General features: G+C 69.8%; 23 protein-coding genes. 15 read left to right on the plus strand and 8 right to left on the minus strand.

Going from position 1 to position 22,627, the window contains the following annotated elements:
• Positions 1-342: 342 nt before the first annotated feature.
• The gene (locus BDW27_RS24580; protein WP_110051976.1) at positions 343-1,500 is read right to left on the minus strand and encodes a PAS domain-containing protein; all 1,158 of its coding nucleotides are present in this window, start codon (positions 1,498-1,500) and stop codon (positions 343-345) included.
• Between the two features lie 147 nt (positions 1,501-1,647).
• On the opposite strand from BDW27_RS24580, the gene BDW27_RS24585 reads away from it, so the two are divergent.
• Both BDW27_RS24585 and BDW27_RS24590 read left to right on the plus strand, forming a co-directional pair.
• Positions 1,648-2,415, plus strand: coding sequence for a GAF and ANTAR domain-containing protein (locus tag BDW27_RS24585; protein ID WP_017546859.1), 768 nt, complete (start codon positions 1,648-1,650; stop codon positions 2,413-2,415).
• Positions 2,416-2,578: 163 nt separating this feature from the next.
• The gene (locus BDW27_RS24590; protein WP_017546860.1) at positions 2,579-2,926 is read left to right on the plus strand and encodes an STAS domain-containing protein; all 348 of its coding nucleotides are present in this window, start codon (positions 2,579-2,581) and stop codon (positions 2,924-2,926) included.
• Here the strand turns inward: BDW27_RS24590 and BDW27_RS24595 are convergent.
• Together BDW27_RS24595 and BDW27_RS24600 are read right to left on the minus strand one after the other, a co-directional pair.
• Positions 2,916-3,914: an anti-sigma factor RsbA family regulatory protein gene (locus BDW27_RS24595; RefSeq protein ID WP_110051978.1), complete on the minus strand. Its 999-nt coding sequence runs from the start codon at positions 3,912-3,914 to the stop codon at positions 2,916-2,918. The genes BDW27_RS24590 and BDW27_RS24595 overlap by 11 nt on opposite strands.
• A 17-nt stretch (positions 3,915-3,931) precedes the next feature.
• A complete protein-coding gene (locus BDW27_RS24600; protein ID WP_110051979.1) occupies positions 3,932-5,206 on the minus strand; it encodes a glycosyltransferase in 1,275 nt (424 codons plus the stop codon).
• 851 nt (positions 5,207-6,057) lie between these two features.
• Between BDW27_RS24600 and BDW27_RS24605 the strand changes: the two genes are divergently transcribed.
• Positions 6,058-6,819, plus strand: a complete 762-nt coding sequence (locus BDW27_RS24605; RefSeq protein WP_017590331.1) for a PP2C family serine/threonine-protein phosphatase — start codon at positions 6,058-6,060, stop codon at positions 6,817-6,819.
• A gap of 63 nt (positions 6,820-6,882) precedes the next feature.
• Here the strand turns inward: BDW27_RS24605 and BDW27_RS24610 are convergent, their stop codons facing one another.
• The 3 genes from BDW27_RS24610 to BDW27_RS24620 all read right to left on the minus strand — a co-directional run bounded on the left by BDW27_RS24610 (position 6,883) and on the right by BDW27_RS24620 (position 8,580).
• On the minus strand, positions 6,883-7,500 hold the full coding sequence (locus BDW27_RS24610) for a copper resistance CopC family protein (RefSeq protein ID WP_110051981.1): 618 nt from the start codon (positions 7,498-7,500) through the stop codon (positions 6,883-6,885).
• A gap of 111 nt (positions 7,501-7,611) precedes the next feature.
• Positions 7,612-8,178 (minus strand): hypothetical protein, encoded by a 567-nt coding sequence (locus tag BDW27_RS24615; protein ID WP_026129661.1) that lies wholly within the window; start codon positions 8,176-8,178, stop codon positions 7,612-7,614.
• Positions 8,179-8,316: 138 nt separating this feature from the next.
• A complete protein-coding gene (locus BDW27_RS24620; protein ID WP_110051983.1) occupies positions 8,317-8,580 on the minus strand; it encodes a WhiB family transcriptional regulator in 264 nt (87 codons plus the stop codon).
• 780 nt (positions 8,581-9,360) lie between these two features.
• Between BDW27_RS24620 and ectA the strand changes: the two genes are divergently transcribed.
• The 7 genes from ectA (at position 9,361) to ehuA (ending at position 15,332) form a co-directional block, all read left to right on the plus strand.
• Positions 9,361-9,867 carry a diaminobutyrate acetyltransferase gene (gene ectA, locus BDW27_RS24625; protein ID WP_110052003.1) on the plus strand — a complete coding sequence of 169 codons (507 nt, stop codon included), beginning with the start codon at positions 9,361-9,363 and terminating at the stop codon, positions 9,865-9,867.
• 91 nt (positions 9,868-9,958) lie between these two features.
• Positions 9,959-11,227 (plus strand): diaminobutyrate--2-oxoglutarate transaminase, encoded by a 1,269-nt coding sequence (gene ectB / locus BDW27_RS24630; protein WP_017546868.1) that lies wholly within the window; start codon positions 9,959-9,961, stop codon positions 11,225-11,227.
• Positions 11,228-11,374: 147 nt separating this feature from the next.
• Positions 11,375-11,776 (plus strand): ectoine synthase, encoded by a 402-nt coding sequence (locus BDW27_RS24635; protein ID WP_026129663.1) that lies wholly within the window; start codon positions 11,375-11,377, stop codon positions 11,774-11,776.
• Between the two features lie 460 nt (positions 11,777-12,236).
• Positions 12,237-13,085 (plus strand): ectoine/hydroxyectoine ABC transporter substrate-binding protein EhuB, encoded by an 849-nt coding sequence (gene ehuB / locus BDW27_RS24640; RefSeq protein WP_370446549.1) that lies wholly within the window; start codon positions 12,237-12,239, stop codon positions 13,083-13,085.
• A 6-nt stretch (positions 13,086-13,091) separates the two neighbouring features.
• Positions 13,092-13,820, plus strand: coding sequence for an ectoine/hydroxyectoine ABC transporter permease subunit EhuC (gene ehuC, locus BDW27_RS24645; RefSeq protein ID WP_017546871.1), 729 nt, complete (start codon positions 13,092-13,094; stop codon positions 13,818-13,820).
• Between the two features lie 20 nt (positions 13,821-13,840).
• The gene (ehuD, locus tag BDW27_RS24650; protein WP_026129664.1) at positions 13,841-14,509 is read left to right on the plus strand and encodes an ectoine/hydroxyectoine ABC transporter permease subunit EhuD; all 669 of its coding nucleotides are present in this window, start codon (positions 13,841-13,843) and stop codon (positions 14,507-14,509) included.
• Positions 14,496-15,332: an ectoine/hydroxyectoine ABC transporter ATP-binding protein EhuA gene (ehuA, locus tag BDW27_RS24655; RefSeq protein WP_017546873.1), complete on the plus strand. Its 837-nt coding sequence runs from the start codon at positions 14,496-14,498 to the stop codon at positions 15,330-15,332. The genes ehuD and ehuA overlap by 14 nt, the downstream gene beginning before the upstream one ends.
• Positions 15,333-15,426: 94 nt before the next feature.
• On the opposite strand, the gene BDW27_RS24660 is transcribed toward ehuA, so the two are convergent.
• A complete protein-coding gene (locus BDW27_RS24660; protein ID WP_110051984.1) occupies positions 15,427-16,125 on the minus strand; it encodes a class I SAM-dependent methyltransferase in 699 nt (232 codons plus the stop codon).
• 240 nt (positions 16,126-16,365) lie between these two features.
• Here BDW27_RS24660 and BDW27_RS24665 point away from each other — a divergent pair, with 240 nt between their 5' ends.
• The 5 genes from BDW27_RS24665 (at position 16,366) to BDW27_RS24685 (ending at position 22,028) form a co-directional block, all read left to right on the plus strand.
• The gene (locus tag BDW27_RS24665; RefSeq protein ID WP_193374280.1) at positions 16,366-17,307 is read left to right on the plus strand and encodes a CPBP family intramembrane glutamic endopeptidase; all 942 of its coding nucleotides are present in this window, start codon (positions 16,366-16,368) and stop codon (positions 17,305-17,307) included.
• Between the two features lie 196 nt (positions 17,308-17,503).
• Positions 17,504-19,606 (plus strand): RNA degradosome polyphosphate kinase, encoded by a 2,103-nt coding sequence (locus BDW27_RS24670; protein ID WP_083927619.1) that lies wholly within the window; start codon positions 17,504-17,506, stop codon positions 19,604-19,606.
• A 74-nt stretch (positions 19,607-19,680) separates the two neighbouring features.
• Positions 19,681-20,625 (plus strand): NUDIX hydrolase, encoded by a 945-nt coding sequence (locus BDW27_RS24675; RefSeq protein ID WP_110051986.1) that lies wholly within the window; start codon positions 19,681-19,683, stop codon positions 20,623-20,625.
• A gap of 55 nt (positions 20,626-20,680) precedes the next feature.
• A complete protein-coding gene (locus BDW27_RS24680) occupies positions 20,681-21,124 on the plus strand; it encodes an SRPBCC family protein (RefSeq protein ID WP_017546878.1) in 444 nt (147 codons plus the stop codon).
• Positions 21,125-21,296: 172 nt separating this feature from the next.
• Positions 21,297-22,028 carry a M50 family metallopeptidase gene (locus BDW27_RS24685; protein WP_193374281.1) on the plus strand — a complete coding sequence of 244 codons (732 nt, stop codon included), beginning with the start codon at positions 21,297-21,299 and terminating at the stop codon, positions 22,026-22,028.
• Positions 22,029-22,108: 80 nt separating this feature from the next.
• Here the strand turns inward: BDW27_RS24685 and BDW27_RS24690 are convergent, their stop codons facing one another.
• Positions 22,109-22,465 carry an STAS domain-containing protein gene (locus BDW27_RS24690; RefSeq protein WP_110051988.1) on the minus strand — a complete coding sequence of 119 codons (357 nt, stop codon included), beginning with the start codon at positions 22,463-22,465 and terminating at the stop codon, positions 22,109-22,111.
• Positions 22,466-22,627 lie beyond the last annotated feature (162 nt).

Below are 22,627 nucleotides of genomic sequence, written 5' to 3' on the forward strand. Positions count from 1 at the left end.
GGCCCGGGTTCGGTGCCTTTGCAGAGGAACCTTCGGTGTCTTCGGTGTGATGGCTCGTTCCTCGCAATCCCACCTCCACCACCTCCAGAACCCTCTCCGGCACCGAACGAAAGCACCCCCCTTGCGGCTGGGGTGTACGGGCGGGACTCACGCCTGTGGCTGAGCAGCCGGTTCGGTACTTCGCCTGTGGCTGAGGGGCGACCACCTGTGTGGCAACCCCTCGCGACTGAGACATCCGGCCGCGACCATCCGCCTCTGCCACGCGCGGGAGCCGCCTGTTCACCTGAGTCACGGGTGTGAGCCCGGTCAGCGATCCCCAGCCGCAAGGGAGTGCCCTACGAATCACGGCCGCGGGGGGAGGGCCAGGCCGATGTGCTCGCCGATCTCCTCGATCAGGCCGAGATCGGCCAATCGGAAGCTGCCCCGGTTGCTGCGGCGGATCAGGGTGAGTGCGCCGCGCACCCCCCGGCTGCCCCTCAGGGGCACGGACAGCAGCGAACCCGCGCCGAGGACGGACAGGAGAGGGGCGCCGACGCGCGAGCGGCCCAGGACCGTCTCGTCCTCGATCAGGGGGAACAACAGGGACTGGCCCCGGCCCAGCACCTCGCCGGGGATGTCCGAGTCGCCCGGGGTGAGCGAGGCGACCTCCTCAAGCTGCCCCTCGGGGGCGTCGGCGGGGCCGACCACGGTGGCGCGGCGGGCCGCCCTGGGCCCCTCCGGCAGGTCGCAGACGTCGATGATCACCCAGTCCGCGTAGGAGTCGGCCAGGAGGTCGGCCGCGTCGGTCAGGGCCAGGTCCCTCGTCGGGGTGGTGCCGCGCAGCAGCAGCCGGGTCATCCGGGTGAGCACGTCCAGGCGACGCGCGGCCAACACGACGACCTGGTCCTCCACCTCGGACTCCAGCGGGGCCGGGCCCTCCTCGTCAGCGCCGCTCATGGGCGGCGACATCGCCACCAGCACCAGCGGCTGCGCCTCGGTGGGCAGCTCCAGGCGGGTGAGCGTCAGGTGCACGTCCTCCGCCCAGCCGCGCTGGGCCAGCCGCGACTCCAGGTGCGCCGGGCCGTCCCCGCGCAGGACCGCCGCCAACCACGACTGCATCGCGGCCCGTTTGCGCAGGTCCACGAAGTGCGTGAAGGGTTTTCCGGTGAGGTATCCGGGGGCGCTGCCCAGCTGGGTGGCCCCGGCGCCGTTGATCCTTCGCACGTAGCCGTCGTGGTCGAGCAGGACCACGGGCACGCTGAGTTCGTTGAACACCGCGCGCAGCAGTGCGCGGTCGCCGTCCTCGGCTGGCCTGCGGGGTTCGGGGGGTTCGCTGTGGGCGCGGGCGAGTTCCGATCCGGCGGTTCCGAGCAGGCGCTCGGCGTACTCCAGCTCGGCCAGGGCCGCCTCGGCGGTGCCCTGGGCGTCGTCCGGGTACATGGCGTGCGTATTGCGCAGGGCAACTATCCGCTCACTCAGAGCAGTGATCTCGCGTTGCAGTTCGGCGAGGTTCTCCGACACGCTCAGGGTCTCCCGGTCATCGTCGAGGGCGTCCCGCCAGCGACGGGCCTGACAGCGTTGACCCGATCTGACGACCGTCCGGTCGAGGGTCTCCCGAAGGTTACCTTTGGAGCGGTGACCCGGGAATCGTCGGAGGAGGTTCGGACAGTGTGGATCGAACACCTCGCCCGTGACATCGGCGCGTTGGGGCAGGCGGAGCACACCACCCTCGAACGGGCCCTGGACCAGATGAGCAGGGCCGCCGCCCTCGGGGTCCCCGGCTGCTCGGCCGCGCTGGTGGTGGTCTGGCGCGAGGTGGTGGGACAGGACGGCTCCATCCGCCACGTGGTCACCGACTACGGCGCCTCGCACTCCGACCTCGCCGAGGCCCTGGAACACCAGTACACGACCGACCAGGGCCCCACCGTGGAGGCCGTCCGCGAGATGACCCAGGTCCGCGTCGCCGACGTGCTGCGTGAGAGCCGCTGGCCCCGGTACACGAGCATGGCCGTCCAGTGCGGCGACCGCTCCTCCGTCACCCAGCCCAGCCAACTCTCCGGGGACGGCGACGAGGACCGCATCCTCACCTTCGGCGTGCACTCCGGCCGCGCCGACGCCTTCGACGAGGAGGTCGTCACCCAGCTCACGGCGCTGCTGGCCGAACACGCCGCGATGGCCCTGAACACCGCCGACCGCCAGGCCGACGCCGCCCGCGAGTCCGCCCACATGCGCCGCGCGATGTCCGCGCGCACGGTGATCGACCAGGCCAAGGGCATCATCATGCATGCCCGGGGCTGTGACGCCGACACCGCCTTCGCCGCACTGCGGGAGGTGGCGCAGCGTAACCGGAAGAAGGTCGTGGACGTGGCTCGGGACCTGGTCGCGGAGAACACCGGGCCGCAGCGGTCGCGCCGTCCGAGGCCAGACGGGCGCTGAGACGGCGGCTTCGCCTACGGGTCGAGGTCACTCCGAGTCCAGAGCGTGACCGTGAGCCGTCATGATGAGGGTTCGGGGCCGTCGCGGTACGCGGTGGCGGTCGGTCCGCCCGGGGGAGCGTCGAGCTCGGCCCGGTGCACGCGAACGACAAGGAGAACCGAGCGTGACGTCAGACATCTCGATCCGCCGCGAGGATGGCGTCGTCATCGTGACACCCGTGGGGGAGATGGACGCCGTCACCTCACCCGCCCTCGCGGAGGCCCTCGACGAGGTGTTGTCCGCACCCCTGCCCGTCGGGGTGGTGGTCGACCTCGCCAAGGTGGGCTTCTGCGATTCCCGCTGCATCGGGGTGCTCGTCTCGGCCTTCCGTCAGGCCCGCGACCTCGGCCTGGGCCTCGTCGTCACCGAACCGCAGCAGCAGGTGAACCGCCTGTTCGTGATAGCGGGCATCGACCAGGTCATCCCGATCGACGCGAGCACGGACAACGCCGTGGACACGCTCAAGGGATGAGCTCGACGCCCCGGCCGCCGCACCCCGCCCGGGCACCGGCCGAACCGCCCTGCTGGCCGACAGGAGCCTGGTCGACGAAGTGCAGCCGGGTCAGCGACCCCTCACCGCTGCCGCAGATCTCCAGGAAGTCACAGGTCTGCCGGGTGATCCACAGCCCGTAGCCGCGTGAGCGGAGCGTGTCGGCCGGCCGGTAGCCCGCCAGCGGATCAGTGAGGTCGCCGTGTTCGTCGAGCACGTCGCACACCCACCGGTCCCGCGCACGCCACAGGTGGACGCTGCCCTTGCCCGCGCCGTGTTCGAGCACGTTCGCCGCGAGTTCGTTCACCGCCACGACCATGCTGTCCACCCGCTCCGGGGGCAGGCCGACCGCGCCCGCCAGCCCCGTGAGCTCCTCGCGCAGCCGGGGGAGCGACTGCCCGATCTCCAACCGGTGCACCGGCCCCCGTACGGCGAGCGGCTCCGGCGCCAGGGGGCGGCGACCGAAGGCCTCGGTCCCCAGGTAGGCCGGGTTGGGTCGCGGACCCGCCTCGCCCACCAGCGTCGGGTGGGTGGCCCGGATCGCGGCGCGCACGCCCGGCCCCAGGAGGCGCTCGTCGTGCACGCACAGCATGCGCATGCGCATCGGTGCCAACGCGGTGCTCAACACCGACTCCAGCCGGTGCCACTCGCGCAGCTCCATCGTCGGCCCGTGTGCCAGCGACGCCAGGGGCGGCTCGGCCACCACGCTCACCGGCCCCGGCCCGTGGAGCAGGGCCAGCCGGTGCAGGGCGGCCAGAGTGCGCCCAGGGGCCTCGTAGAGGTCGTCCCTCCCGATGACGTTCACCCTGTCACGCTCGTGCCGGTCCAGTCCGTTCAGGAGCGGTCCGGGGTCGGCGACGGAGAGCACGACGTGGGCGTCGGCGCGGACGGCGGACCGCAGCCGCTCCAACGCCACATCGTGGAACCGTCTCTCACGGCGGAACAGGAGTCCCTGGTGTTCGAACGTCATCGGTGTGGGCGGACCGTTCAGTTGGCGGAACCGGACAGGAGGAGGTCCGCCTCATCCTCCTCGATCTCGTCGCGCGCGGCCAGATGCGGACGCGAACGTTCGTAGGCGAGCTCGGTCTCGATGGCGATGCGCTGCCACGTGAACCGGGAGCGGGCCCGGTCCACGGCGGCGATCCCGTAGGCGGTGCTCATCGTCGGGGTACCCAGGACGGCGCGAACCGAACGGGCCACCTCGTCGGGACGGCCGAAACGCATCAGGACGCCGCTGGTGCGGTGCAGGACGGCGCCGGGGACAGCGCCGGTGGCGGTGGCCACCACGGGCAGCCCGCAGGCCATGGCCTCCAGGACCGCGCCGCCGTAGGGGTCGTAGGAGGCCGCGGAGACGAAGACGTCGGCCGAACGCAGCAGGCGCGGGAGCTCCTTGCGCTCCACCGGGCCGGTCAGGTGCACGCGGTCGTCCACGCCCAGTTCCTTGGAGAGCAGCTCGATGCTCCGGGCGTTCTCGTCCAGGGCCACCTCGCGGTCCTCGGCCGTGGACACCAGCACCAGCTCGGCCTCGGGCAGACGCACCATCGCCTCCACCAGGCGGCGGGCGCCGCCCGCCTCGGTCAGGGGGGTCACGGAGACCAGCCGGGCGCGCTCCTCGCGGCGGGAGTGCCACGGCTCGGCCGAGGCGCTGCCCTCCACGCTGAAGTGGTCCGGGTCCACGCCGAACGGCACGACGCTCACGTGGTGGCGCGGCACGCGCAGGCGGGCCAGCTCCCCCTGCTGGTCGGTGGAGTTGACCAGGACGTGGTCGGCGCGGGAGGCGAGGATCGTCTCCATGCGGGCGCGGTCGGGACGCTCGGGCAGGCCGGAGCGCTGCTCGCTGGCGTTGAGCGAGTGGAAGGTCTGGACGATCGGGGTCCCGCTCTGGTCCTTCTCGCTGTGCGCCTGGGCGTGCAGGGCCGCCAGCCCGCTGGTCCAGCCGATGGCGTGCAGGACGTCGGGCACGTCCTCGTCCAGGACGGCGGCGAGCGCGGTCCCGAAGGCCCCGGTGTGCTCGGCGTGCTCCTCCTCGGCGAGCGGGCGGGCCGGCCCGGCGTCCAGGTAGGCGACGGAGACGCCGCGCGCCATGCGGGTGCGGCCGTCGGGCTGGGCGGGGTCGCTGCGGCGGACGTAGACGGTCACCCGGTGCCCGCGCTTGGCGAGCTGGCGGGACAGGGCACACACGTGCAGGCTCGCGGGGCAGGCCGGCTCGCCCCGGTGGGCGGGGAGGGGGTTGGCGTGTTCGGCGACCATGGCGATCTTCACTGGGCTTCGGACTCCTTGGACACCGCCGTGGTGTCCGTCGTGGATGGGTGGCCCGGCGGGACTCCGGAGCGGGGAGTCGGAATCCTGCCGGGCGGGACTTGCGCGGTGGTCCCGCACCGGCGGCCGCAGTGGCGCCGGGCCGCTCGAGCACGGGAGCGGAGGGACCGGGGGGAGCGGGGCGGACGGGTTCAGGGAGACGCGCGTCCGGGACCTGGGTCCGGTGGAGGGGGATGGCGGGCAGCGCTGAGGACCGCGCGCACGCGGTGCGCACGGACGGTGGAGACCGGAGAGGAGAGAGGAAGGGAAGGACGCATGAGACCACACCAAACGACCGTCGAAAGGGAGTTCGAGCCACCGGGGCGCCTGAGGAAGTCAGGGCGCCGCACAGGGCGGTCGTGTGTGTCTGCGTCTTAGACACCCAACGGGACCATTCTGCCAGACCCTCAGGGAACCGACAACGTGGCATCGATCCCCTTCAGAGCGCCGCGGGGGCGGGCGGGCCCCGGCCCGGCCCCTCCGGGCGGGTGCGTCGCGGGGCCTCTGGTCTGCGGGTTGACCGAACCTGCCGGTGGGCACTGTCGGGCGGTCCCCGGCACCGCTACTGTCGGACCCGAACCGAACGACGGCACCACACACGTCCCAGGATCAACCGCGACAACACTTTTGGCGGCGAAAACCGGTGCGGGAACTGCATATCCGGGTGTTTTCCGCCATGATGTACGCGGATTTTGACCGACTCCGGCGGTGGCTCGGTACGGTTACTGAATCCAGACGATGTACGGGACTCGACCAAGGCCCGGCGCCAGACGCCGGGCAACCGGCCACGGCCGATGAAACGGGAGGAAGGGCGTATGGGTGTCGCTGGTGGGGAAGTCATTGTCACGGCCCTCACGCACCGGGGCGCTATTCGCCCCGCCAACGAGGACTCCGTGGTCATGGGTGCTCTCACCGTCGCCAGCGCGAACATGACCTCCCCGGTCCGCTGCGTGCTGCCGGTGAGCGAACCGGTCATCCTCGCGGTCGCGGACGGGATCGGCGGCCAGGCCGCCGGTGAGATCGCCTCCGAACACGCGGTGCACCGCATGGCCGAGATGGGGCCGCGCCTGAACGGCCCCGAGGAGATCGCCCAGCTCCTCACCAACATCGACGAGGAGATCAAGGACCACGCGCTCCAACACACCGAGTTCTCCGGCATGGGGACCACGGTCGCGGGCGTGCTGCTCAACAGCGACGGCAACTTCTGGTTCAACGTGGGCGACTCCCGCACCTACCGCCTCGAGGGCCGCCACCTGCGCCAGCTCTCCGAGGACGACTCCCCGGCCCTGCCCCCCTCCGAGGACGGCCGCCCCGTCACCACCAACTTCATCACCCAGTCCCTGGGCGGCAGCTCCGGCGGTTCGATGGTCCCCCACGTGGGACGGGACGACGCCGCGGACCCCAGCGCCTGGCTCATGTGCAGCGACGGCCTGTCGGATCTGGTGCTGCCCGAGGAGATGGAGCGGATGATCGCGGAGGCCGGCAGCGACGAGGCCGCCGTACACGCCCTCTGGCAGGCCGCCATGGAAGCCGGCGGCAAGGACAACATCAGCATCCTGCTGGCCCGCAGAAGGTAGCCGGCGGTCGCACACGGAAGGGGCCCGCACGCGTCGTCGTGCGGGCCCCTTCGTCGTGCGGTGCTACTTCTGGGAGCCCTCACCGGAGCCGGGGCGGTTGCGCGAACGCACCACCACGAGCACGACCGCGCCGATCGCGGCGACGGCCACGACGACACCGACCAGGACCATCAGCGGGGAGGTCCCGCCCTCCTCGGCGGCGGTCTCCTCGGCCGCGGGTGCCTCGGTGACGGTCTCCTCGGGGGCCTCCTCCTCGGCGCCCGCGGGCTCCTCCTCGGGCTCCTCCGGGGCGGCGGCCGCGACGGCCTCCTCGGACAGCGAGAAGCTCAGGGTGTCCTGGATGGGGTGACCGTCCGAGGAGACCACCCGGTACGAGATGCCGTACTCGCCCTCTTCGGTGGGCGGCGTGAGGGCGACGGACACGTCGGTGCCGTCGAAGGTCAGCTCGCCCTCCTGGATCTCCGCGCCCTCGGGGCTGGTCACGACGATGGCGCTGCCACTGCCGCCGGCCATCGGGGCGTTGTTGAAGGTCAGCGTGACCTCCTCGGGGACGGTGTCCAGGGTGACGCCGTCCTCCGGGTCGGAGGCGATCAGCACGTCGTGGGCGAAAGCGGGGGCGGGGGCCAGCAGCAGCGCGGCGGCGAAGGGGGCGACCAGGGCCGCGGTACGGATTCTTCTCATGATCTTCTCTCAGGCCGTTCGGGTGCGGTTCGCGCCCGGCGGGCACGGGTCGGGGACCGGTGCTCGTCCGGGGCTCTTCTGGGGGACCGCCTCGACCGCCGGAGCCTGGGGCTACGGGGCCGTGCGGAACGCGGGCGAACCGGGAGGCCCGCGGGGACCGTGCGTCGACGGCTCTGGGGAAGGCGGCGCGAGGGCCGGGGGCGCGACGAACGCGACCCCGGACTCCACGGGCGTGAGGTCGGGCAGGCGCGGCGGCCGCGGGAGGGCCCGGGAGACGGCGGAGGCGAGGAACCAGAGCGCGGACTCGCCGTGGGACAGCAGCGCGGAGGCGAGCAGGGCCGCCCACAGGTGGGCGAACAGCATCCCCGGCGCCAGTCCGAGGGCGGCGGAGCCGTGCCCGGCGTGCTCGACCTGGACGGTCCCGGGTCCCGACAGCTGGAGGATCAGGTGCAGGGCGACCTGTGCGAGGGCCATCACGGCGAAGATGTCGCCGAAGCCCCGCATGATCCCGGTGAACCGCCAGAGGAGACCGAACAGGAACGCCGTGGCCAGGAGGAACCCCCAGGCCCCGGCGGGGCTGTCGGCCCCGACGTTGTGGCCCACCCAGGCAATGCCCGTGCACGCACCGGCGAGGAGCGCCGTGCGTGTGAGGCGGAGCGTGCCGTGAGCGGGTCGCACGATAGTGAACCTAGGCCGTGCCACAGGGGCCCGCAAGGCCTCCGGACGTGAGAACGCGCTCGAACGTCTCGGAGCGGGGCCCGGTGGCAGAAGTGAGCCGCCGGACGCGAACCCTCGCGTCCGGCGGCTCCACCTCGCCTAACCCGCCGGGGCCAGCTCGCGACGCATGTAGCGACGCTGCTCGGGGGTGGTGCCACCCCAGACTCCGTGAGCCTCCCCGGCACGCAGTGCCCACCGCAGACATTCCGGGCGAACAGTACAGCTGCGGCAGACGTCCAGGGCCTGCTCCGTGTCGGTGCGGCCGATCCCGGTGCTGCTCACCGGGAAGAAGATCTCGGGGTCGTACGAGCGGCAGTTCCCCTGCTCGACCCAGTCCTCGCTGTCGTGGTACAGGCGGTTCACGGACGCCTCCGATCCCTGGTCAGTGGTCCTCGCCGTGTTCCCACGGCGGGGGCGACGAAGTTCGAGTCCGCACTGCCGTCCCGGGGGTGCCGGACCCGCATGGGCTGCGGCGAAGCGGTGCGACTAATCGTAGTACTACATGAGGTCGTACTACACAGAGTCTGATGGAAAGTCGGAGATTCATCAAGGACGTACGACGGTGGTCCCGGTCTCCACTGGTCGGTCGGGGCCGGGCGGAAGGGCGGTTCGCGGGGGTTCGTCCGACGTCTGGAAACCGAAGGAAATTCCTGCGTACAAGTGGTTCCGACGGGTGTCACGCGTAACGTGTGACGTGCGTGGCGCGTCACCCAGGGCGATATGTCGCGAGCTTTCCACCGAATTGATGTGACTTAACGCACGCTTAATATTCGTCGTGGAGGCTCTATGTTTGACCCTGACGGTTGCCGACCACCCGCCCGCGAGTCACCTCCCACCTCGCGCGACGCCGGTCCGCCCTGGGGGCCGAAGCCCCTGATAGACAGGGCGTGGACGGGCGGCTCGGCCGCTACCCAGCGTCACCTGGGAGCCCCGTCCAAGGCGGAATCAAGCTGCTAAATAAACGAGCCCTACCCATTGGTAAGCCTCCCAAACATCTGCGCGGAATCTCGCCGAAACTCCTTTGACCTTCTTTCGCTAAGTTCGATCGACGTGCCACATCAACGAACGAACCTCCAAGCACGCGACCGAATCGAAGGTGGGGCTGTGAGCTCCGAGACCACGGAGGCCGCGGGCCGTGAGGACGTGCGCCTCTCGCACCCCTCTCCGGAGGACGGGCCGCACATGTGGCGGTTGGCCGGCGACACGGGGATGGACGTGAACTCCCCGTACGCCTACACGCTCTGGTGCCGGGACTTCGCCACGACCAGCGTCGTGGCACGGGACGCCGACGGCCGGATGGCGGCCTACGTCACCGGCTACGTCCGTCCCGACAGCCCGGACACGTACTTCCTCTGGCAGGTGGCCGTCGGCTCCGAGTACCGGGGTCAGCGGCTGGCCCGCCGGATGCTCGACTTCATCGGCGAACGCCTCGCCGAACAGGGCCTGCGCTACCTCGAAGCGACCGTCACCCCCGACAACGAGGCCTCACGGGCGCTCTTCTCCTCGTTCGCGCGGAGCCTGGGTGCCGAGGCCGTGTGGAGCCCGCTCTTCGGCTCGGAGCACTTCCCGAAGGACGGCGAAGGGCCCCACGACCCCGAGGATCTCGTGCGCATCGGGCCCATCGGCGCGCACTCCGACACCGACGACTGACCGTCCGTCCCGGATCGACCCCGATCCCGACCCGCCCTCGTCCCAAGCCCTGAGCCCACGAAGTTGGGGAAAGGAACCAAGGAACATCACGATGGAGACCTTCCAGCGCCTCGAGTCCGAAGTCCGCGGATACTGCCGGAACTGGCCTGTCGTCTTCGACAAGGCGGTCGGCAGCCACGTCCACGACGAGACCGGCCGCCCGTACCTGGACTTCTTCGCCGGGGCCGGATCGCTCAACTACGGGCACAACAACCCCGAGTTGAAGACCTCGCTCATCGAGTACCTGACCGACGACCGGATCGTCCACAGCCTCGACGCCTACAGCGTGGCCAAACGCGAGTTCCTGAAGACCTTCGAGGACGTCATCCTCAAACCCCGGAACCTGGACTACAAGGTCCAGTTCCCCGGCCCGGCGGGAAACAACGCGGTCGAGGCCGCGCTGAAGCTGGCCCGTAAGTACACCGGTCGCCAGACGATCATCAACTTCACCAACGGCTTCCACGGCATGACCCTGGGCGCCCTCGCTGTCACCGGTAACTCCATGAAGCGCGGCGGCGCCGGCGTGCCGCTCGACCACGTGGCCACCATGCCGTTCGACAACTACCTCGACGGGAAGACCCCGGACTTCCTGTGGCTGCGCACCCTCCTGGAGGACAGCGGCAGCGGTCTGGACGCCCCGGCGGCCGTGATCGTCGAGGCCATCCAGGGTGAGGGCGGCATCAACGTGGCCAGTGCCCCCTGGCTGCGGGGCCTGTCCGAGCTCTGCCAGGAGTACGGCATCCTGCTGATCCTGGACGACATCCAGATGGGCTGCGGCCGTACCGGCAAGTTCTTCAGCTTCGAAGAGGCCGGCATCACCCCGGACATCGTCACCCTGTCCAAGTCCATCAGCGGTTACGGCCTCCCGATGGCGCTCACGCTGTTCAAGCGCGAGCTGGACGTCTGGGAGCCGGGCGAGCACAACGGCACCTTCCGCGGCTTCAACCCGGCCATGGTCACCGGTACCGAGGCGCTGCGCCGCTTCTGGTCCGACGACACCTTCGCCCAGGCCACCCTCGCCAAGGGCGAGCTGGTCGAGGCACGCCTCGCCGAGATGGCGGAGGAGCACTCCGACTTCGGAGCCCACGTGCGCGGTCGCGGCCTGGCCCGTGGTCTGGCCTTCGACGCCGAGGGCGGCATCGCCAAGAAGGTCGCCGCCGGGTGCTTCGACCGCGGTCTGCTCCTGGAGACCTCCGGTCCCGAGGACGAGGTCGCCAAGCTGCTCCCGCCGCTCACCACGACGGAGGAGGAGCTGACCGCGGGGCTGGACATCATGGCCGACGCCGTCCGCGAGGCGGTCAAGGTTCCCCAGACCGCCTAGTACGCGACACGCCGGTGCCGTTTCGGACCGGCGTGCCCACCGAATCCGGCGCGGGGCCGACCAGTACCTCTACCCGGGGTGACGGTCGGCCCCGTACCGTGTACCACCAGCGCACACAGCGCGCATCAGAGCGTGAAGGAGACACAAGTGATCGTTCGCAGTATGGACGAGGTCAACGACACCGACGCTGACATCAAGACCGAGAACTGGCGCAGTCGTCGGATCGTCCTGGCCAAGGAGAAGGTCGGCTTCTCCTTCCACGAGACCGTCCTTTACGCGGGCACCGAGTCGACGTTCTGGTACGCCAACCACATCGAGCTCGTGCACTGCATCGAGGGCGAGGCCGAGCTGACCAACGAGGAGACGGGGGAGAAGCACATCATCACCCCGGGCACCCTCTACCTGCTCAACGGCCACGAGAAGCACACGGTCCGCCCGAAGACCGACTTCCGCGTGCTGTGCGTCTTCAACCCGCCGGTCACCGGCCGCGAGGTCCACGACGAGAACGGCGTCTACCCGCTGGTCGTCGAGGAGGACGTCAACGCCTAGTCCCACAGGGAAGCGTTGAGCCAACGCGGGGCGGGGTCCGGTGGTCCGGACCCCGCTCTCGTGTTTTCAGGGGTAGGAACCCCTCGGTAACGGGCATAAGAACCCATAGTCACGAACCACAGGTGGCCAGCTCGGAGGGAGTACGTCGTCGGGTCACCCGACGAACAGGGACTCATAACCAGTGCATAACGGACCAATCGGGTTCAGTTACTGCACCTCGGGCTCGGGGAGGGAGACCCCGTACCAGCGCCGTCGTCCCGAGCACCCGGGCAACGGTCACGACCGCGGCCACCGAGCCGCGGACCCCGCCCACTTGAGGCGATCCAGCATCCGAACGCGTGAGGCCTCGCCCCGTCCTTCGGGCGAAGGCTCCGCACCCGCGAGTTTTCGAGGAGCAGTCGTGAAGAATCAGGTACCAGCGCGTCGGCGGGGAACCTGGGGACGTCGAGACGCGTTCCGCCTGGCCGGAGCCGGTGTCGCGGTGGCCGCCCTGGCTCCCTCGCTCGCGTCGTGCTCCAGGGTCAGCAGCGGTGCGTCCCTGGCCGACCTGCGCGAGCAGGGGTTCGTCCGGGTCGGCCTCGCCAACGAGATCCCCTTCGGGTTCGTTGACGGCTCCGGTGAGGCCGCGGGTCAGTCGCCCGCCGTCGCCAAGGCCGTTTTCGAGGAACTGGGGATCCCGGAGATCGTCGCCACCTCCACCAGCTGGGACGGCCTGATCCCGGGCCTCCAGAACGACCAGTTCGACGTCCTCGCCGCCGGTGTGTTCATCACCCCGGACCGGTGTCAGGAGGTCGCCTTCAGCGAGCCGACCGCCACCGCCCCCGAGGCCTTCATGGTCGCCAAGGGCAACCCCAAGGGCATCCAGCACTTCGAGGACATCGCCGCGGACCCGGACATCAGGCTGGCCGTGCTGAACGCCTCCGTGGAACAGAACTACGCCGAGTACTTCGGCGTCCCCGAGGGCCAGATGGAACTCATCCCGGACCAGACGACCGGCTTCGAGATGCTGGAGAACGGCCGCGTCGACGCCATCTCCATGCTGAAGGTCTCGCACGAGTACCTGCTGATGGAGCGCGGCGGCGACTTCGACGTCACCGAACCGTTCTACCCGGTCATGGACGGCAAGGAGGAGAAGGGCTGGGGCGGCCTCTGTCTGCGCCAGGGTGACGACGAGATGCTCGACGAGGTGAACCGGGTCATCGCCGAGTTCACCGAGAGCGGCCGCCTCCTCGAGCTCGGCGAGGAGTGGGGATTCACTGAGGACGACCTGCCCGACGGCACGAGCACCGCCGAGCTCTGCGAGGGCTGATCCAGCGTGGAGTTCCTGCAAGCACAGCTACCCCGCTACCTCGACGGTGCCTGGATCACACTCCAGCTCACCTTCGGGGGGGCCGTTCTGGCCTTCGTCTTAGCCATGGTCTTCGGGATCATGGGCACCGTACGGTCCTGGCTCCTGCGCGCGATCACCACTGTCTACGTGGAGGTCTTCCGGGGGATCGCCGCTCTCGTGGTGATGTTCTGGTTCGTCTTCGCGGTCCCTGACATGACCGGTTTCGAGCTGGAGCCGATGTTCGCCGCGATCCTCGCGCTCGGCCTGAACGTCGGTGCCTACGGCGCCGAGGTCGTGCGAGCCGCGCTCAACGCGGTGCCCAGGGCCCAGGTCGAGGCCACCGTCGCGCTGAACCTCTCCTGGTTCCAGCGCATGCGCCTGGTTGTCGTGCCACAGGCGTGGGCGCAGATGCTGCCCACGTTCGGCAACCTGATCATCGAGCTGATGAAGGCGACCGCCGTGGTGTACATGGTCGGCATCCTCGACCTCACCGCCGTCGCCCGTGAGGTGCGCAGCGGTACGGGCGAGACGTTGGCCGCGTTCGCGATCGCGTTCGTCATCTACTACCTGATCGCGCAGGTGCTGATCTTCGGTATGCGACTGCTCGAGCGCCGCGCCAACCAGAAGCTGGGCCGTACCCCGCCGTCCGGCGGCGGGATCATGAGCCTGCTCCGGCCCCCGTCGGTCGGTACCCAGGTGGGGGTGGCCAAGTAATGAACAACGATTCCACGCCCATGATCTGGGACTTCGCCTTCACCTTCGAGGTCATGCCGAGCCTGCTCCAGGGCCTGCTGGTGACGATCCAGCTCACGCTGATCGGCTACAGCATCGCCCTGACCCTGGGCCTGCTGATCGCGGTCGTGCGACGGGTCCCGTACGTCGGTCCCGTCGTGCACTTCGTCATGGAGTTCATCCGGACCACACCGCTGATCATCCAGCTGGTGTTCGTCTTCTTCCTGCTGCCGGCGAGCTACGCACTGCCGGTGTTCGGCCCGGTCCCCATCACCGCGTTCACCGTCGGTGTGGTGGTCCTCGGCATCCACTACGCGGCCTACACCGCCGAGGTGTACCGCTCGGGTATCGAGGGCGTGGCCAAGGGCCAGTGGGAGGCGGCCCGGGCCCTGAGCCTGCCGACGACACGGACCTGGGGAGCGGTCGTACTGCCCCAGGCGATCCGCAAGGTCATCCCCGCTCTGGGCAACTACCTGATCTCCATGTTCAAGGACACGCCGCTGCTCTTCGCCATCGGTGTGGCGGAGCTGCTGACCAGGGCCCAGCGGGTCGGCAGCGAGAGTTTCCGGATGATGGAGGCCATCACGCTGGTCGGGCTCCTCTTCCTCCTGGTGAGCATCCCGTCCGCGATTGTGATTCGACGACTGGAGAAGCGATATGCCGCCGTCTGATACCCCTGAGAACACGACGGCACCGGGTGTCGGGGACGGCGTCGCCGACGGCCCGCTGATCGTGTTCGACCAGGTGGTGAAGCGCTTCGGCGACCTCACCGTCCTGGACCACCTCGACTTCGACGTGGCCGCCGGCGAGCGCGTCACCCTGATCGGGCCGAGCGGCTCCGGCAAGACCACCATCCTGCGCCTGCTCATGACGCTGGAGAAGGTCACCGAGGGCCGCATCAACATCGGCGGGGAGCCGTTCAGCCACATGCCGAAGGGCAGCGGCCTGGCCCCGGCCAGCGAGAGCTACCTGCGGCGCCGCCGCAAGAGCATCGGCATGGTGTTCCAGCAGTTCAACCTGTTCCCGAACATGACGGTGCGCAGGAACATCATGGAGGCGCCGGTCAACGTCCTCGGCCTGTCCAAGGACGAGGCCAGCGCCCGCGCCGAGGAACTGCTGGACCTGGTGGGTCTGGGCGACAAGATCGACGCCCACCCGACCCAGCTGTCCGGCGGTCAGCAGCAGCGCGTGGCGATCGCCCGCGCCCTGGCGATGCGGCCGGAGATCCTCCTGCTGGACGAGGTCACCTCGGCCCTGGACCCGGAGTTGGTGGCGGGCGTGCTGGACGTGCTGCGCGAGGTGGCCGAGACCACCGACATCACGATGCTGTGCGTGACCCACGAGATGGGCTTCGCGCGGGACGTGTCCCACCGGGTCATGATGTTCGACGAGGGCCGCATCGCCGAGGAGGGCCACCCGGACCAGATCTTCGGGGACCCCCAGGAGGAGCGGACCAAGACCTTCCTGAAGTCGGTCCTGGAGAACGGGCACTAGATCCCGGCTCCCGGAGACGGGGCCCGCCCGGGCGTCGCGGCACACGACCGCGACGGTCCGGGCGGGCCCCGCCCCGTGTCACCTCCTGTGCGGCCTATTCGGCGACCAGGACGAAGAAGAGGAAACCGAGGAACCGGGTGCGCTCGCGGAGCCGCTCGGGCAGCAGGTGCCGGGGGGTGTCCGGCGAGAAGGGCGGTTCGTCGATGTCCGCGACGCGGAAACCGGCCCCGGTGAAGTCCCGGACCATCGCGTGCAGCGGGCGGTGCCAGACGTTCAGGACCGCCCTCTTGCCCTGGAACTCCACCTCCACCGGCCAGGGAGAGACCTCGAAGTAGTCGGTGTCCGGCTCCAGCAGCACGTGGGCGGCCGGATGGTCCACGGAGACCAGGAGGCGGCCGCCCGGCCTCAGGACCCGGCGCAGCTCCCGGAGCGGCCCCTCCCACTCCCTGAGGTAGTGCAACGACAGTGAGGAGACGACGTCGTCGAACCCGCCGTCGGGGAACGGGAGGGGCTCCGCGAGGTCGAGCACGCGCAGGTCGGCGTCGTCGCCGAGACGTTTCCTGGCCAGCCTGACCATCTCCGCGCTGGAGTCGAACCCGGTCACCTCGGCGCCCCGGTTCCGCAGTTCCAGGGAGAGGGGACCGGAGCCGCAGCCCGCGTCCAGGACGCGGCGGCCGCCGACGTCACCGGCGAGGTTCAGCATGGCGGGGCGCTCGTAGTGACCGTTCATGAGGTTGGCGTCGTTGTCGGCCGAGTACGCCTCGGCGAAGTCGTCGTAGTCGCTTGTGGTCACGTTGGTCTCGACTCCTGGTTCGGGGGGTGGCCGGGTCCGACGGTAACCGGCCGGGACCTCCCTGGGGGGCGCCGTCCTCCGCCTGGGACCACCTCGCCGGATTCCGGTCGTGGGGGACGCTCCCCGGGCGTGTCGGGACCCTGGTGACAACGGGGTAACGACATACCGTAGTCATTAAGTCGCTTTTAGTTTTCCCTGGTGCAGAATGTGTGTTCTGAGACAGGGGGGACACTTGTGACCATGGTGCGAAGATGGGGGCTCGCCTGGGCCGTCGCCCTCGCCGCCGTCCTGATCATCGGGCCGGCGCTCATCCGGCCGGGGATGCGGGATGACGTCCTCGGTGAGTCGTCCGTGCTGTACCTGGTCTCCTGGATGCCGATGTTGATCGGCATCGTCATGGCCTGGGGACTCGTCCGGGCGTTCGGGCGACGTGACGAGCTGGACCGACGGATCGCCAGCGCCATGGACGGCCACCCCGTCCTACGCGAACTCGGCTGGATGGTGCTCCTGATCGCCGGGTTCATCCTCTCGATGGTCGTGCTGTCGTGGATCTTCACCGTCTACGGGGAGGAGACCGGCGTCTCCCCGGACCTCGCGATGTCCGTGGCACTGGTCTCGCGCCTGCTGTTCCTGTTCGCCATCCCCCTGCTGATCCTGGACCGCTCGGGCCTGACCGTCGACGGCAAGGGCACCGCCATGCCCTCGATCGCCCTGAAGGTGGGGGAGCCCTGGCGCTGGCTCGGGGTGGTGCCCGTGTTCGTCACGGTGGTCCTGATGGGATTCCTGATCACGCCGCACATCGGGCTCCCCGAGCCCTCACTCACGCTGTACGCCATGCTGGTCGCCTTCATGGTGATCGCCACCTGTGAGGAGATCTTCTTCCGGGGGATGATGCAGACCCGGCTGGAGCTGCTCCTGGGGCGCTGGGGCGGCATCGTGCTGACCTCGGTGGTGTTCGCGATGACCTACGCGTTCATCCAGCCCTACGACGCCGTCTCGCAGTTGCCCGGCATCGACTTCGTGCACGACACCGGCATGGCCCTGCTCACCTACGGCGCCGCGGGCCTGTTCTACGGCTACCTGTGGGCGTGCTTCCGCAACACCTGGATCAACGTCCTCATGCGTGTGGCCATGTTCCTGCTCATCCTGCCGCCCGACCTCCAGATCGGCATCAGCCGGTAGCTCCGCCGCCCGCGAATCCACGCGTCCCACCAGGTCAGGTGGGGCGCGTGATCGTGTCATGAGGAAAAACCTGCCCGGTGTCCAGGGACACGCGTGGCGATATGGGTACAGATCCTCCACAGCAGTCGCGTTGCGGTCATTTTCCCCTCACGGGGACGTCACCGTGCGGTCATGCAAAAGGGGGAGTCTGCCCACTGTGAGCACGGAATCAGCGCCAACGCCAGCGGGGCCCGCCACCGCCGACCTTCCCGCCGACAGGTTCATGGACCGGGAGGAGGGATGGCTCCGGTTCAACCAACGAGTGCTCGAACTCGCGGAGGACGAGAACATCCCGCTGCTCGAACGGACGCGGTTCCTCGCGATCTTCTCCAGCAACCTGGACGAGTTCTTCATGGTGCGGGTGGCCGGGCTCAAACGCCGTCTGGCCACGGGCCTGTCCGTCGCCTCACCCAGCGGGCACCACCCCAGGGACCTGCTGGAGCGCATCTCCCTGTTCACCCACGACCAGATCCTGCGCCTGATCGCCTGTTTCGAGAACAGCGTCGCCCCCGCCCTGGCCCGGGAGGGCATCAGCATCGTCCGGTGGAGCGAGCTGGACGACCGCGAACGCGAGTACCTGCACGGCTACTTCCGCCGCGCCATCTACCCGCTGGTGACACCGTTCGCGGTCGACTCCGCGCACCCCTTCCCCTACATCTCGGGCCGTTCGCTCAACCTCGCCGTCACGGTGCGCGACTCCAACGACGACCGGCCCATGTTCGCCCGGGTCAAGGTGCCCAGCGCCCTGCCCCGGTTCATCGAGCTCACCACCCACGGCGGCGGCCGCTTCGTCCCGGTCGAGGACATCATCGCCGCGCACCTGCCCCAGCTGTTCGAGGGCATGCAGGTGGTCGAACACCACGCCTTCCGGGTCACCCGCAACGCCGACCTGGAGGTCGACGAGGACGAGACCGACGACCTCGTCCAGTCCCTGGAGAACGAACTCCTGCGCCGCCGCTTCGGACCGCTCGTGCGCCTGGAGGTGGAACAGTCCATCAGCGACGGGGCGCTGTCCATCCTCCGCGAGCAGCTCGGTGCCGAGGAGGAGGAGATCTACCGGGTCCCGGGGCCGCTCAACCTGGCCGGGCTCGCCCAGATCGCCGACACCGACCGACCCGACCTGCGCTACCCGCCCATGGTCCCGGTGGAACCGCGCGCGCTCACCTCCGGCGACCTGTTCGCGACCATCCGCGAACGCGAGGTGCTCGTCCACCACCCCTACGAGTCCTTCGCCACCACCACGGAGCGGTTCCTCACCCTGGCCTCCACCGACCCCAAGGTCGTGGCGATCAAACAGACCCTGTACCGCACGAGCGGCGACTCACCCATCGTCGAGTCGCTCATCGAGGCGGCCCGGGAGGGCAAGGAGGTCGTGGTCCTGGTCGAGGTCAAGGCCCGCTTCGACGAACAGAACAACATCCAGTGGGCCCGCAAGCTGGAGGAGGCGGGCTGCCACGTCGTCTACGGAGTCGTGGGGCTCAAGACCCACTGCAAGCTGTCCATGGTCATCCGCCAGGACGACGACGGCCTGCTGCGCCGCTACTGCCATGTGGGCACGGGCAACTACAACCCGAGCACCGCACGGATCTACGAGGACTTCGGCCTGTTCAGCGCCGCCGCGGAGGTGGGTGAGGACGTCAGTGACCTCTTCAACAGCCTCACCGGGTTCTCCCGCAAGAAGCACTACCGCAGGCTCCTCGTGGCCCCCGCGGCCCTGCGCCGGGGACTCCTCAAGCAGATCGCCACCGAGGTGGAGAACAGCCTCAAGGGCGAGCCCGCCCACATCAGGATCAAGGTGAACTCCATCGTCGACGAGGAGATCATCGACGCCCTGTACCGCGCCTCGCAGTCCGGGGTCGACGTCGACCTGTGGGTGCGCGGCAGCTGCGTGCTGCGCGCCGGAGTTCCGGGCCTGTCCGAGAAGATCCGGGTGCGCAGCATCCTGGGCCGCTTCCTCGAACACTCACGCGTGTTCGTCTTCGCCAACGGCTGGCGTCCCCAGGTGTGGATCGGCAGCGCCGACCTCATGCCCCGCAACCTCGACCGGCGCGTGGAGGCACTGGTCCGGATCGCCGACCCCGAGCAGTGCCGTCGGCTGGTGGGCATCATGGAGCTGGCGATGTCCGACAGCACCTCCTCGTGGCGGCTCGAACCCGACGGTTCATGGAAGCGGGTCACCCACGACGCGGAGGGCCAACCGCTGGTCGACCTCCAGGACACCCTGAGAGGCGACCGGCACCTGAGAGTGGTGGACGGGTGAACACCCACGAGCACGGGGCAGGTCACGGGGGCCCCGACGCGGGACCCTTGAGGACGAACGTCCCCGAGATCCGCATGACCAGCGCCTTCCCGCCGCGCGACACCGCGGTGGGCGGTTACCTGGAGCCCATCCGCGCGGGCGGCGCGGTCCTCTGGCGCGACGGTCCCTCCGGTCGGGAGGTCGTCCTCATCCGGCGCCCGGACCGGGGCGACTGGACCCTGCCCAAGGGCAAGCTCAAGAACGGCGAGCACCCCATCATCGGCGCCGTCCGGGAGGTCGAGGAGGAGACCGGCCTCACCCCCGTGATGGGGCGCCGGCTCCCGCCGCAGCGCTACCTCAAGGACGGCTGGCCCAAACAGGTGGAGTGGTGGGCGGCCACCCCGGCCCAGCCCGGCGGGCGGATCGACTACGAACCCAACGAGGAGGTGGAGACGGTCGAGTGGGTCCCCGTCGAGGAGGCCCGTGCCCGTCTCACCTACGACCACGACGTGCAGGTCCTCGACAACTTCCGGGTCGGTCCCGCACGGACCTTCCCGATCGTCCTGCTGCGGCACCTGTCGGCGGGGGAGAAGCGCTCCTGGACCGACAGCGACCTGCTGCGACCGCTCGACGAGACCGGCCGCGCCGACGCCCTCGCCCTGCCCCGGGTGCTGGGCGCCTACGGGGGGCTGCGCGCGCTGACGTCGGCGGCGGCCCGTTGCACGGAGTCCCTGCTGCCGCTGACCGTCGAGTGCGACGTCCCCATGAGCACCGAGGGCGCCCTCACGGTGGGACGCGCGGGCGGGGGCTACGACGTGGAGGAGGCCCGGGAGGTCATCGCGCGGGTCCTGGACGAGCAGCGGCCAACGGTCGTGTGCACCCACGGTGAGCTGGTCCCGCACCTGCTCACCGAGGTGCTCACACGGCTGGGCGCACCGCTGTCGCAGCAGCGCGGGCTGCGCAAGGGGTCGTTCTGGGTGGTGCACGTGTCCCCGGAGGGGGAGCTGGCCGGGGTGGAACGGCACGGGGTCCGCGAGTAGGTCCGCCCGTCGGCCCCGGTGAGGGAGTGGTCCGCGACGGTGACATGATGCCGTCATGCCCAAACACATGGTGGCCCGGAGCGTCGTGGTCGACGCTCCGGCCAAGCGGATCTTCGACATCGTCGCCACACCGTCACAGCACGCCGTGCTCGACGGCTCCGGCACCGTCCAGGGCGCGCAGTCCGGCCCGGACCGGTTGGAGCTGGGCTCCGAGTTCGGCATGGACATGAAGATGCTCGGGCTCCCCTACCGGATGACCAACCGCGTGGTGGAGTTCGAGGAGGGACGGCTCATCGCCTGGAGGCACGTGGGCTCGCACCGCTGGCGCTACGAGTTCCGGGAGCTGCCCGAGGGCGGGACCCTCGTCACCGAGACCTTCGACTACTCGCGGGGGCAGATCGCCCTCTACGTGCTGAGCGGCGCCCCGGCACGCAACGCTCGGGGCATCCTCCTGACGCTGGACCGGCTCAAGGCGGCCGCCGAGGCCGAGGAGGCCTGAGACCGCGACTGGGGCGCGATCCCCCCGGTCAGCGGTCGACCGCCACGCACGGCACTCTCCGAAATGCCCTAAAGTTCGGCAAGGGCCGCGTTCCCCCGCGCCTCCCAGCCGCCGCGGCGCAGGGTGAGCGGGCCCGCTGACAGGGAGTTTCCGGTGACAGGCGTGCCGGTCGATGCGGGAAGTCGGGAGACCAGTGGTGGGAACGAGCTTGGGCGACGTGTGGCAGGACGTGCTGACCGGCCAGCCCGATCCGGAACAGTGGATCATCGTCACGACCGCCGTGGTGGCCCTGGCGGCCGTGCTGCTGGGTCCGCCCTGGCGCGTGGCGCGCAACGTCGTCACCATCGCCCACGAGGGCGGGCACGCACTCGTGGCCCTGCTCAGCGGCCGCCAGCTGACCGGGATCCGACTGCACTCGGACACGTCCGGGGTGACGGTCTCCCGTGGCAGGCCCACCGGCATCGGCATGATCCTCACGGTCTTCGCCGGCTACATCGCCCCGAGCGTGATCGGCCTCCTCGGCATCCTCATGCTGATGGCGGGCTACATCACCGCGCTGCTGTGGCTGAGCATCGTGATCCTGGCGGCCATGCTGCTCATGATCCGCAACTTCTACGGCGTTCTGTCGGTCGTGGTCACCGGAGCGGTGGTCTTCGGCGTCAGCTGGTTCACCCCGCACGAGGTCCAGGCGGCCTTCGCCTACCTGTTCATCTGGTTCCTGCTGTTCGCCGGGGTGCGCCCGGTCATCGAGCTCCAGTCGCAGCGCGTGCGCAACCCCTCTCCGCACTCTGACGCCGACCAGCTCGCACGCCTCACCGGGCTCCCGGGCACCCTCTGGGTCGGGGTGTTCCTGCTGGTGAACGCCGCCGTCACCGCCCTGGGCGTGTGGCTGCTGTTCTTCTGAGCGAGGGACGCAGACCCGAGAGACGAAAACAGGCCCCGCGTCAGGACGCGGGGCCTTCGTCGTGCCCGGAGGCGGTGCGGCTACTGGGTGGTCTGCGGGGCGCTGAGCGCCAGGGCGACCGAGGCGAACACCGGGATGCGGGTGTCCAGCGAGGTGACGCGCAGGGTCTGCATGACGCGCGGCAGCGGGGCGGCGATCACCAGGAGGGCCTGCTGTTCCTTGGCGGCCTTGTGGGCGCGGATCAGCACGCGCAGCCCACTGGAGTCGATGAACCGCAGGTCGGCGCAGTCCAGCACGACGCGGCCGAAGGGCTGCGTGGTCAACGCCTCCGTGACCGCCTCCTGGAAGCGGTTCTCGGTGGCCATGTCGATCTCGCCGTCCAGGGCCAGCACTCTTCCGGCCTCGTGGAGGGTGGAGGAAATGGTCAGGTCGGGCATTGCGACTCCGGCGTACTCGGGCCGTGCCCGACGGGTCGGCGAGGCAGGCCGCACGTCTCCCCACTGGGGACGTGCGGAGACCGGTGCGATGGATGCGTTACCGCGTGAGCCAAGCTGATGGTTCATCAAGTTCCTTGCGTGGTGCCCCGGGCTGGGAACCGG

The sequence above is a fragment of the Nocardiopsis sp. L17-MgMaSL7 genome (assembly GCF_003182025.1).
Taxonomy (GTDB): Bacteria; Actinomycetota; Actinomycetes; order Streptosporangiales; family Streptosporangiaceae; genus Nocardiopsis; species Nocardiopsis prasina.

Excerpts from the sequence above, each read along its gene's own strand:
- BDW27_RS24595 (WP_110051978.1), bottom strand. The coding sequence starts at position 3,914 with ATGACGTTCGAACACCAGGGACTCCTGTTCCGCCGTGAGAGACGGTTC.
- BDW27_RS24605 (WP_017590331.1), top strand. The coding sequence starts at position 6,058 with ATGGGTGTCGCTGGTGGGGAAGTCATTGTCACGGCCCTCACGCACCGG.
- BDW27_RS24610 (WP_110051981.1), bottom strand. The coding sequence starts at position 7,500 with ATGAGAAGAATCCGTACCGCGGCCCTGGTCGCCCCCTTCGCCGCCGCG.
- ectB (WP_017546868.1), top strand. The coding sequence starts at position 9,959 with ATGGAGACCTTCCAGCGCCTCGAGTCCGAAGTCCGCGGATACTGCCGG.
- ehuD (WP_026129664.1), top strand. The coding sequence starts at position 13,841 with ATGATCTGGGACTTCGCCTTCACCTTCGAGGTCATGCCGAGCCTGCTC.
- ehuA (WP_017546873.1), top strand. The coding sequence starts at position 14,496 with ATGCCGCCGTCTGATACCCCTGAGAACACGACGGCACCGGGTGTCGGG.
- BDW27_RS24665 (WP_193374280.1), top strand. The coding sequence starts at position 16,366 with ATGGTGCGAAGATGGGGGCTCGCCTGGGCCGTCGCCCTCGCCGCCGTC.
- BDW27_RS24675 (WP_110051986.1), top strand. The coding sequence starts at position 19,681 with ATGACCAGCGCCTTCCCGCCGCGCGACACCGCGGTGGGCGGTTACCTG.
- BDW27_RS24680 (WP_017546878.1), top strand. The coding sequence starts at position 20,681 with ATGCCCAAACACATGGTGGCCCGGAGCGTCGTGGTCGACGCTCCGGCC.
- BDW27_RS24685 (WP_193374281.1), top strand. The coding sequence starts at position 21,297 with ATGCGGGAAGTCGGGAGACCAGTGGTGGGAACGAGCTTGGGCGACGTG.
- BDW27_RS24690 (WP_110051988.1), bottom strand. The coding sequence starts at position 22,465 with ATGCCCGACCTGACCATTTCCTCCACCCTCCACGAGGCCGGAAGAGTG.